The 11,347-nt window shown below is 53.0% G+C and carries 8 protein-coding genes; 7 read left to right on the forward strand and 1 reads right to left on the reverse strand.

The window, feature by feature from the left end; genetic code table 11:
- Positions 1 to 54 precede the first annotated feature (54 nt).
- The 6 genes from cooS (at position 55) to F608_RS0104620 (ending at position 8,156) form a co-directional block, all read left to right on the forward strand.
- A complete protein-coding gene (gene cooS / locus F608_RS0104595) occupies positions 55 to 2,070 on the forward strand; it encodes an anaerobic carbon-monoxide dehydrogenase catalytic subunit (RefSeq protein WP_022664446.1) in 2,016 nt (671 codons plus the stop codon).
- A 97-nt stretch (positions 2,071 to 2,167) separates the two neighbouring features.
- Complete coding sequence (acsB, locus tag F608_RS0104600) at positions 2,168 to 4,381, forward strand: acetyl-CoA decarbonylase/synthase complex subunit alpha/beta (protein ID WP_022664447.1); 2,214 nt, start codon at positions 2,168 to 2,170, stop codon at positions 4,379 to 4,381.
- Positions 4,382 to 4,471: 90 nt separating this feature from the next.
- Entirely contained in the window at positions 4,472 to 5,812 is a 1,341-nt protein-coding gene (gene acsC, locus F608_RS0104605) for an acetyl-CoA decarbonylase/synthase complex subunit gamma (protein WP_022664448.1), read from the forward strand.
- 92 nt (positions 5,813 to 5,904) lie between these two features.
- Positions 5,905 to 6,810, forward strand: coding sequence for a dihydropteroate synthase (locus F608_RS0104610; RefSeq protein ID WP_027362474.1), 906 nt, complete (start codon positions 5,905 to 5,907; stop codon positions 6,808 to 6,810).
- Between the two features lie 157 nt (positions 6,811 to 6,967).
- Positions 6,968 to 7,261 carry a hypothetical protein gene (locus F608_RS0104615; protein WP_022664452.1) on the forward strand — a complete coding sequence of 98 codons (294 nt, stop codon included), beginning with the start codon at positions 6,968 to 6,970 and terminating at the stop codon, positions 7,259 to 7,261.
- Between the two features lie 109 nt (positions 7,262 to 7,370).
- Positions 7,371 to 8,156, forward strand: a complete 786-nt coding sequence (locus tag F608_RS0104620) for an ATP-binding protein (RefSeq protein WP_033398253.1) — start codon at positions 7,371 to 7,373, stop codon at positions 8,154 to 8,156.
- A gap of 61 nt (positions 8,157 to 8,217) precedes the next feature.
- Here F608_RS0104620 and F608_RS0104625 read toward each other — a convergent pair whose 3' ends face one another.
- Entirely contained in the window at positions 8,218 to 9,234 is a 1,017-nt protein-coding gene (locus F608_RS0104625) for a type I glyceraldehyde-3-phosphate dehydrogenase (protein WP_027362476.1), read from the reverse strand.
- 285 nt (positions 9,235 to 9,519) lie between these two features.
- Here F608_RS0104625 and F608_RS0104630 point away from each other — a divergent pair, with 285 nt between their 5' ends.
- Positions 9,520 to 11,307, forward strand: coding sequence for a methyl-accepting chemotaxis protein (locus F608_RS0104630; RefSeq protein ID WP_022664455.1), 1,788 nt, complete (start codon positions 9,520 to 9,522; stop codon positions 11,305 to 11,307).
- Positions 11,308 to 11,347: the final 40 nt, after the last annotated feature.

Raw genomic sequence — 11,347 nt, forward strand, 5'->3', positions numbered from 1 at the left:
GTTACAGCAGTCTGTGTAACCCTTTATTCATATAATTAAGAGGAGGAACCTCTGATGGCAGAAAAAAAAGAAAAAGCTCCCAAACTTGCTGATCCAATCGCAGCATCCTATGAAATATCCACCCAGGAAATGATTGAAAGATCCCATAAGCTTGGGGTTGAGACCATTTTTGACAGGGCTGTAAGCATGAAACCCTGTAATATCGGTATCCAGGGAATCTGTTGTAAAAATTGTTCCATGGGTCCTTGCCGGCTTCCCCTTCCCAAGGCCGGTATTGTAGGCGAAGATACAAGAAAAGGTCTTTGCGGGGCCACCGCCAACACCATTGCGGCCAGGAACTTTGCCAGGATGGTGGCGGCCGGAGCCGCAGCCCATTCAGACCACGGCAGGTGTGTAGCTGAAGTTTTCATGTCAGCCGCTAAAAAAGAGACCGATGCCTATAAGATAAAAGACGTCCAGAAACTTCTCCAGGTAGCCCCCCATCTTGGGGTAGACGTCACCGTTGAAGAAGACGGGGAAGTAAAGGACAGGGATGTGGATGAAATCGCATTGGAAGTCGCTGAAGTCGCCCTCAACGAATGGGGCAAATCAGACGGCGAGCTTCTTTACCTGAAACGGGCTCCCCAGTCCAACTATGAAAAATGGGAAAAAGAAGGGGTCAAACCCCGGAATATCGACCGGGAGATCGTTGAAATCATGCACAGGACCCACATGGGGGTTGACCAGGATTACAAAAACCTGATCAAACAATGCACCCGCTGTTCCCTGGCAGACGGATGGGGCGGCTCCATGCTGGCCACCGATCTCCAGGATATCCTGTTCGGCACTCCCTACCCCCTCCAGTCCGAAGCCAATCTGGGGATCATGAAAGAAGACCATGTCAACATCATTATTCACGGCCATGAGCCCGTATTGTCCGAAATAATCGTTGCCGTGGCCCAGTCCCAGGAAATGCTGGACTATGCCAAGGGAAAGGGAGCCAAGGGAATTCAGTTGGGCGGCATCTGCTGTACGGCCAATGAAATGCTCCAGAGACACGGGGTTCCTACTGCAGGGAACTTTCTCCAGCAGGAACTGGCCATCATCACCGGGGCCTGCGACGCCATGGTCGTGGATATCCAATGCGTCATGCAGAACCTGGCCAACGTGGCCAAGTGCTTCCACACCAAGCTGATCACCACCCATCCCATTGCCAAGATGGAACAGGAAAACGTCATCCACATCGAGTTCAACGAACATTATGCCCTGGAAGATGCCACCCGCATCGTGAAAATGGCCATTGACAACTTTGAGAACCGCGGCTCCGATGTCCTGATTCCCCAGCACAAGGCCACCCAGATCGCCGGGTTCGGCGTGGAATCCATCCAGTATCACCTGGGCGGAACCTTCAGGGGCACCTATTACACCCTGAACGATAACATCATCAACGGCCGGATCCGGGGCGTGGCCGGGGTCGTGGGATGCAACAACGCCAGGTCCCGCCACAATGAAGTCCATATAAAAGTTCTTAAGGAGCTGATCAAAAACGATGTCCTGGTTCTCACCACGGGCTGCGACGGCATCACCGCCGCCATCCACGGACTCCTGACCCCGGAAGCCGCCCAGGTTCACTGCGGACCGGGTCTTGCCGAGGTCTGCGAGGTTGTGGGAATTCCGCCCATCCTCCACCTGGGTTCCTGTGTGGATAACTCCAGAATCCTTCTGGCAGCCACGGAAGTTGTGAAAGCCGGCGGTCTGGGCAATGACCTGGCCGATCTTCCCGTGGCCGGTTCCGCTCCCGAGTGGATGAGTGAAAAGGCCATCTCCATCGGCCATTACTTTGTCACCTCCGGTGTCTACACTGTTTTCGGCGGCAGCATCCCGACTTCAGGAGCACCGGTTTTCCACGACTACATCTCCAAGGAATTGGAAAACGTCTACGGCGGCAAATGGGATGTCGAGCCTGATCCCATCAAGCATGCCCAGCTCATGATCGCCCACATCGATAAAAAGAGAAAAGCGCTGGGCATTGACAAGGCCAGGGAAAGGGTCCTCATGGATATGGCATCCCGCCAGGCCCTGGAAGTGTAATCAGGCATGAAATTTAATCGGGACATGAAAAAACATTCACGATTAAAGGTGTCATTGTTTTAATATAGATAAATCCTCAACGAAGGAGGAAGATAATATGTCAAAATTGATCGCATTTGCTGCCATTCAGGGCGGGTACAAAGTAGTCGCACAGGTTGAAGGTGAACTTGATAAAGCACTCCAGACCTATGATGCCAGCACGAAAATCGGATTTCCCAATACCGCGTACTATCTGCCGGTTATTTACTCCCTGACCGGACTGAAATGTGAAACCCTGGAAGACCTGAAAAAACCCATGGAATTTGCCAGGGGTCTTCTGCCTCCCCACATCAAGCTCAAGAACTGGCTTCCCTACCTGGGGCCACTTCTGGATGCGGGCATGGCCGGCATTATCTCTTACGAGGTAAAAGAGGCCTTACGCTATCTGTATGAGCCTGACTTTTACATTGCCCAGGAAGATCCGGACATTGAAAACGGAAAAATCTGGGTGGGTGCGGCAGACGATACCATCCTGAGGAAAAGGGGTGTGGAATTTGTTGACGGTTCCGCTCCGGGATTCGCCGCCATGGTAGGGGCAGCCCCGAACAAGGAGATTGCCAAGATGATCGTGGAAGACTACCAGAAGAGATCTCTCTATATCTTCTGCGCGGCCAACCACAACGGCAAAACACTCATCGAACAGTGCCTGGAAGCCGACATGCAGATCGGCTGGAACACCCGTATCGTTCCCTTTGGGCCGGACATCTCCTCCGCTGTATTTGCCCTTGGGTTTGCCAACCGGGCAGCCATGGCATTTGGCGGTGTGAAACCGGGCGACTATAAAAAAATCCTCATGTACAACAAGGAAAGGGTATTTGCCTTTGTCAACGCCCTGGGCGATGTGGGTACCGAATGGGGTGTGGCAGCAGCCGGCTGCGTTAACTGGGGTTTCCCGACCCTGGCCGACACCGAGATTCCGGAGATCCTGCCCACGGGTATCTGTACCTACGAGCATGTTGTGGCTCCGGTATCCCACGATGAAATGGTTCAAAGATCCGTTGAAGTCCGCGGCCTGAAAGTTCAGGTGGCTGAAATCGACATTCCCTGCGCTTTTGGCCCGGCATATGAAGGTGAGCGTGTCCGTGGTGCAGACCTGTACGCCCAGTGCGGCGGCGGCAAGACCCAGTGTACAGAGCTGGTGAAAATGGCCGACATGGGTTCCATCGAAGACGGAAAGGTCATTGTCGACGGTCCGGATATTGACGGTATCAAAGAAGGCGGAACCTTCCCCTTGGGCATCAAGGTGGAAATCGCCGGCCGTGAGTTCCAGGAAGACTTTGAGCCCATCATGGAACGTCAGATCCATCATCTGATCAACTATATCCAGGGCATCATGCACATCGGACAGCGGGACATCTCCTGGGTCCGTATCTCCAAGGCTGCCATTGAAAAAGGCTTTACCCTCAAAGATATCGGTGTGGTCCTCCATGCCAAATTCCACCAGGATTTCCAGAAAATCGTGGACAAGGTCCAGGTAACGCTCTTCACCAAGCCCGAGGACGTGGACAAGATGACGGCCGTGGCCAGGGAAAATTACCTGGCCCGGGATGCCCGTGTGGACACCATGACGGATGAGGACGTGGAAATCTACTACTCCTGTACCCTGTGCCAGTCTTTTGCTCCCTCCCATGTATGCTCTGTATCCCCTGAAAGAACGGGACTCTGCGGTGCATACAACTGGATGGACTGCAAGGCGGCCTTTGAAATCAACCCCACCGGCCCCAACCAGCCCATTGAAAAGGGAGAATGCATTGATCCCAAACTGGGCCAGTGGAAAGGGGTAAATGAATTTGTATACAAGGCCTCCAGAGGGGCTGTTACCCATTACAACTTCTACTCCATGGTCCATGATCCCATGACCACCTGCGGCTGCTGCGAATGTATTGCCGCCATGCTTCCCGCCTGCAACGGCGTGATGACCGTGGGCCGGGATTACACAGGTGAGACGCCCTGCGGCATGAAGTTCACCACCCTTGCCGGTGTCATGGGCGGCGGTGCATCTTCTCCGGGTTTTGTGGGTCACTCCAAACACAATATCACCCAGGGAAAATTCATCCTGGGCGACGGCGGACTGCTCAGAATGGTCTGGATGCCCAAGATGCTCAAGGAAGAGCTCAAAGACCGCATCGATAAACGCGGCGCTGACATGGGGGTTCCCAATCTTTATGACATGATCGCCGATGAAACCGTGGGGATTACAGAAGAAGAGATTCTTCCCTTTCTCCAGGAAAAAGGCCATCCTGCCCTGACCATGGATCCTCTTGTGGGCTGATCACTTAAACTGAAAGGTGCGGCAGTATTCCACCAGATTTAAATCTGCCGCACCTTTTCCATACCGATATTAAGACGTAAGGAGAAAAAAATGGCATTAACCGGTATACAGATATTCAAACTCCTTCCCAAAACAAATTGCAAGGAGTGTGGAGTCCCCACCTGTCTGGCCTTTGCAATGAACCTTGCATCCGGCAAGGCTGAACTGGACTCCTGTCCCTATGTTTCCGACGAAGCCAGGGAAAAACTGGCCGAGGCATCCGCACCTCCCATCCGCCCGGTGGCTTTAGGTGCCGGGGTCCGGAAGACCACCGCCGGCGGGGAGACCGTTCTTTACAGGCATGAAAAAACATTTTTCAACCCCACGGTTCTTGCAGCAACGGTTTCTTCCGATATGGACCCGGCCGAACTGGATAAAACCCTTAAGGTTTACAACGCATTCCAGTATGAACGGGTTGGACTCAACCTGAGACCCGAACTCCTGGTTGTCAAGGATGCCGGGGCCGGGGCCGACGCCTTTGCAGGGGTTGCTGAAAAAATCGCCAAAGAGTCTGAATTCAACCTGGTGCTCATGACCGAAGACCTTGAGGTCATGAAAGCCGGGGTGGAAAAGGCAGGGTTCAAACGCCCCCTGCTCTATGCCGCCACCGAGGCCAACGCAGACGACATGGGGGCCCTTGCCAAAGAGAATGATCTGCCCCTGGCCGTCAAGGCCGATTCCGTGGATGCGCTCCAGCCCCTGACGGAGAAACTGACCGGCATGGGTTTAAAGGACCTGGTGATTGATCCGGGATCACGGGAAATCAAACAGGCCCTGGAAGATCAGGTCGCCATCCGGCGGGCCGCCCTCAAGGCCTCCAACAAGGCCCTGGGCTTCCCCACCATCACCTTCCCCTGTGAAATGGCATCCAACATGGACATGGAAACCCTGATCGCAGGCATGTTCGTTGCCAAATACGGCGGAATCGTTGTCATGTCCGACTTCAGCGCGGAATCTCTCTTCCCGCTTCTGCTGGAAAGACTCAATATATTTACCGATCCCCAGAGGCCCATGACCGTCACCGAAGGCATATTTGAGATCGGGAACCCGGATGAAAATTCACCGGTCCTGGTGACCACCAACTTTGCCTTGACTTATTTTATTGTTTCTGGTGAGATTGAGGCCAGCAAGGTTCCGGCCTGGCTGCTGATCAAGGATTCGGAAGGACTGTCTGTTCTTACGGCTTGGGCTGCCGGTAAATTCGGCGGTGATGATGTGGGCATGTTCGTTAAAAAGAGCGGCATCATGGATAAGGTTAAGCATACCGAATTGATCATCCCGGGTTATGCAGCTGCCATTGCCGGTGATATTGAGGAAGAACTTCCCGGATGGACCATCACGGTGGGACCCAGGGAAGCGGCCCATCTGCCGGCCTTCCTGAAATCAAAATAGTGAAAGCATCTGCCGCCGGAACCGGCATGGAATCCTGTTCCGGCGGCCCGAGTAAAACCCTTTAAACAGCAAAAGGATAAGACATGGAGAACATGATTCTATTTGGTGAAAGCCTGAACGTAATTTCCAGGATCATCGGAAAAGAGTTCAAGGAAGCCGATCCTGCCAAACGGAACCCGGAGCCCATCCAGGAAGAAGTGGTCCGCCAGAAAGAACTGGGCATGGATTATATTGATATCAACCTGGGACCGGCCAAAAAATTCGGTACCGAACTCATGCCCTGGGTCATCAATGTGGTCCAGGAAGCGGTTCCCGGAATGCCCCTGCTTCTGGATACGTCCAACATTGACGCCATTGAAGCCGGACTCAAAGTCTGCAAGCCTGCAGACCAGCCCCATATCATCAACTCTATCATGGCCAGGCCGGAGAGATATGAAAAAATGGTTCCCCTGGCAGCGGAATACGACGCAGACTTTGTCGCCCTGATGTGGGGGCCCGACGGCCTTCCCAGGGATGAGAACGAAAGGGCTGCCCTGGCCGTTGAGCTTCTTTACTTTGCCAATGAAGCCGGCATTCCCAATGAGAGAATCTGGGTGGACGGGATCGTCACCCCGGTCAACATCCAGCAGCAGCAGCTCATGAGCCTGCTCAACTTCCAGATGATGATCGAAGAGATCGCTCCGGGCGCCAAGTCCACCTGCGGTCTCTCCAATATCTCAAACGGACCTCCGGAACATCTTCGCGGCATCCTGAACCAGACCTATATGGTCATGCTCTGGAAATACGGAATGAAATCCGTGATTGCCGATCCCCTGGACAAACAGCAGACATCCATTGCCAAGGGTCAGCGCCAGGACATCGTGGACCTGATCTGGGGCATGATGGACGGGACCGAACCCGATATGGGCAGCCTGAGCAAAGAACTGCAGGATTATGCCAAGACCTATAAAGTCATCATGGGCGAGACGCTTTACTCAGACTCATGGCTTGAGATTTAATCGTCCCCCCTTTAACCATGAAAAGCCCCTGACCCGGGAACGGGGAAAGGGGCTTTTTTTGTTCAGACCTTTATTTTATGTGAATCTGTTTTATCTTTGAAGGATAAATTACTCGAATTTCATCCCCATTGGGGAGAAATTGTATGGAGACGCTTCGTTGAACGATAAAATAAAAGACATCTGGTACTACGTGATTGTCCAGAACCCGGAAACCCCTCGTTCAGAAATCCTGGGATACACGGATGAAAAGACCAAGGCCGTTTTTATCCCTGCATTCAAGTCCAAGGAAATCGCCCAGCAGTGCTTTATGGCCATGCCCAAGGACGTCATCAAGGAAAAATATGAAGCCCAGGCCATCATAGCCGAAGACCTCATAACCCATGCCCGAAAAACCGGCCATGAAGTGCTTCTTCTGGATGACCGGGGAAAGGTATTGGAAAAAATAGTATAAACCAACGGATAATTATGGAAGAATAGCTCTCTTTTTATCCCCATCTTAAGAAAAAGTACCGATCAAGAGGCCTTTGGGGCTTCTGATTCTCATATACCGGAGAAATATTTTGAGCCTAAAATTAGCATTCGGGGGCAAAGGCGGGGTGGGCAAGACCACCATCACCTCTCTTATCGCCAGGACCCTTGCCGCCCTGGATAAAGAAACCAGTGTAATCGCCATTGATGCCGATCCTGTATCCAATCTGGCCGCCGGCCTGGGCATTGACGAGACCCGGCCCATCACCCCGGTGGCCGAGCTTTCAGACCTGATCGCCGAACGAACCGGGGCCCAGCCCGGCACCATGGGCGGCTTTTTTACCCTCAACCCCAAGGTGGATGATATCCCAGACCGGTTTTCCATTGAAAAGGACGGAGTCAAACTCCTGGTCATGGGAACGGTCCAGCAGGGGGGATCGGGCTGCATCTGCCCGGAATCCACCATCCTGAAGGCCCTCATGAACCATCTGGTCCTGGCCCGCAACGAGGTGGTGGTCATGGACATGGAAGCCGGGGTCGAGCATTTGGGAAGGGCCACATCGGGTTCCGTGGATGCTCTGGTCGTGGTGGTGAACCCCGGCAAAAGGAGCCGGGTGGCAGCAGACAAAATCCGGAAACTGGGCCGGGACATCGGCATCAAGAACATCGTAATCCTGGGAAACCGGGTCAGGTCTGAAGAGGACCGGCAGTTGATCCGGGAGAGCATGCCCGATTACGAGATCCTTGGATTTCTTCCGGAAATGGAAGAAATTGTTCAGTCTGACCGGGAGGGTGAAAGGCCCTTTGATGATATCTCCACCATCCCGAAGGAATTGAAAGAGATCGCCCAAAAGCTTATGGAGATGTCAAAAAAATAAGTCAAAAGGCCAAACCCCAAAGCCTATATTATCGAGGTTTTTGACTTTGGCTTTTTGGCTTTCAGCTCAGAGACAAGGCCGCCAGGGTGGTGTCCAGCATCCGGTTGGAGTATCCCCATTCATTATCAAACCAGGCCTGGATCTTGACCAGGCGCCGGCCTGAAACCCGGGTCTGGGGAAGGTCAATGACAGCAGATCTTGGGTCATGGTTAAAATCGCAGGAGACCAGCTGCTCATCGCTCACCCCCAGGATTCCCCTGAGGCCGTTTTCAGCCCCCTGTTCCAGAAGAGCGTTCACCTCCCGGGCCGTGGTCTCTGTTTTCACCACAAGTCCGATGTCCATGAGGGAAACATTGGTGGTGGGCACCCGGATGGCCAGGGTTTCAAATTTTCCTTCCATGGCCGGAAAAATCCTTGAAATCCCCTTTTCCAGGGAGGTGGAAACCGGAATGATCGACTGCAGGGCCGACCTTGTCTTTCTCAGATCCTGATTGTATGCGTCAATCACGGGCTGGTCGTTCATGGCCGAATGAATGGTGGTAATGGAGCCGAGCTCAATACCCAGATGATTCTCAATAATATCCAGAATGGGAATCAGACAATTGGTGGTGCAGGAGGCATTGGATATAATGGTGTCGGATTTCTTCAGGGTATGATGGTTTACCCCGTAGACCACGGTGGCATCCATTTCATCCTTGGCCGGATGGGAAAAGATCACCTTGCCCGCCCCCGCCCTGATGTGTTTTAGGGCATCCTCTCTGTCATTGTAGATCCCGGTGCAGTCCAGTACGGCATCCACCCTAAGATCCCCCCAGGGCAGCCGCTCAAGTTTTTTTTCCTTGAACAGGGCAATTACATCCTTGCCAAAAACGATTCCTCCGTTTGTCTGTTTGATTTCAACCGGGAACCGGCCATGGGTGGAGTCAAACCGGGTCAGGTGATAAATGGTCCGGGTACAGGCGATCTCATTAATGGCCACAAGATTGAACCGGTCATAAAAGTACCGGGATTCATACAGGGCCCTTGCCACACAGCGCCCGATTCTTCCATACCCGTTGATGGCTATATTAAACTTCACTACCGCATCCCTCTCCTGCACCTGAAAATCGCCTTATAGCCTAAAATCTCCTTATGATGGAAAAATTCTATACCATAAAGCCGGAGACAATTAAATACAAAACCTGAGGATGGCCATCGATAAAAACCGGGAATATTGACAAAAATATCGCCGGGCTGGTAGAATGCCTCATTGCATTTAATCACGTCTTGGCATCGCCGGCGATCAGGCCGGCAGGATGTTCAACGGTCCAGCTTACAAATTATCTTTCCAGCGTCTTTGACGACGACTGAAACGGGGGAAAAGATGAAACGCTTCTTTGATTTACCACTTTTGGTCAAATTTCTTATCGTCGGTATCGGAACGACCGTTGTGCTGGTGGGTGTTTTGCTGATCCTCTACCGTCAAAGTGATAATGAACAATCCATCCAGGCCGTAGTGGAAAAGGCCAGGGCCATCTGTCTGATATCGGAATCCGTCAAGGATGAAATGGAAGAGAAATGGCGGCTTGGACTCTTCTCAACCGACCAGATAAAGACCCTGGCCCTGGCCGGTGAACGGGAAAAACTGTTGGCCGTCATCCCTGTAGTCTCTGCATGGCAAGCCTCCATGAGAAAAGCCCAAAAAGCCGGTTACACATTCAGGGTGCCCAAATTCAATCCCAGAAATCCGAAAAACCAGCCCGATTACGGCCTTTCTGAAAAAATAGAGGGGCCTGCTTTAAAGAAGATCAAACAGGAGAACCTGGACGAGTACTATGTAATCGATCCGGCAACCAATTCGGTCCGCTATTTTTTGCCGGTCCGTCTGTCAAAGGTATGCCTGGTCTGCCACGGGGATCCGGCCCAGTCCAAAACCCTGTGGGGAAGAGATGACGGGAAAGATCCCACGGGCGGGACCTTTGAAAACTGGAAGGCCGGGGAAATTCACGGGGCCTTTGAGGTGATCCAGTCCCTTGACGCGTCAGACGCCGCCCTGGCCGCCAGGGTGACCCGAGCCGGCCTCATCGTCCTGTTTGGAATCGGTCTGGCCGGGATCATATTTTTTACCCTCACCCGGTCCATCACCCGTCCCATTCAAAAGGGCCTTGATTTTGCCCAGAACATGTCCAAGGGAAATCTAAGCCAGGATCTTGAGATTGATCAAGGGGATGAAATCGGGAAGCTGGCCCAGGCCATGAACGAGATGAGCGGAAATCTGAGACAGATGATCGGAAAGATCAACCAGAGCGTATCCACCCTGTCCCTGTCCTCCAACGATCTTTCCGGTGCCTCGGAATCCATGTACAAATCCCTGGAAAACACATCTGAGACAGCCATTTCCGTGGCTGCGGCCGCCGAAGAGATGTCCAGCAATATGAACAATGTGGCTGCGGCCGTTGAAGAGACCTCAACCAATGTCAATTCCGTTTCCGCGGCAGCCGAGCAGATGAGTGCCACCATTACCGATATTGCCAAGAACTCGGAAAAATCAAAGGCCATCACCACCGATGCGGTGAACCAGGCCGACAATGCCTCAAAACAGGTCAAGGAACTGGGAGATGCCGCATCAGAGATCGGCAAGGTCACGGGAACCATCACGGACATATCCGAGCAGACCAACCTGCTGGCCCTGAACGCCACCATTGAGGCGGCCCGGGCCGGGGACGCCGGGAAGGGCTTTGCCGTTGTTGCAAATGAGATCAAGGAACTGGCCAACCAGACCGCGGAGGCCACTCAGGAGATAAAGGGAAAAATCGATAAAATGCAGATGACCACCAAGGACACGACAAGGGAGATTGCCGAAATCATCCGGGTCATCAACGATGTCAATCAAATTGTCTCCACCATTGCCCTTGCCGTGGATGAGCAATCCGCAGTGACCCGTGAGATTGCCGAAAACGTTTCCCAGGCCTCCCTGGGGATTTCCGAGGTCACTGAAAATGTCTCCCAAAGTTCCCTGGTGGCCGAAGAAGTCGCCCAGAACATCGCCTCGGTCAGCCAGTCCTCCTCGGAGATCTCCGGGGAAAGCAAGGCGGTCAAGGAAACGGCCGTGGAATTATCCCGGCTTGCCGATCAGCTCAAGGAGATGATGTCACACTTTAAGCTCAGTTAGGATTCCACCTCCGGAAGTTTTTCCCTTCCGTAGGCTCTTT

It is taken from the genome of Desulfospira joergensenii DSM 10085, from assembly GCF_000420085.1.
Classification (GTDB): Bacteria; Desulfobacterota; Desulfobacteria; order Desulfobacterales; family Desulfobacteraceae; genus Desulfospira; species Desulfospira joergensenii.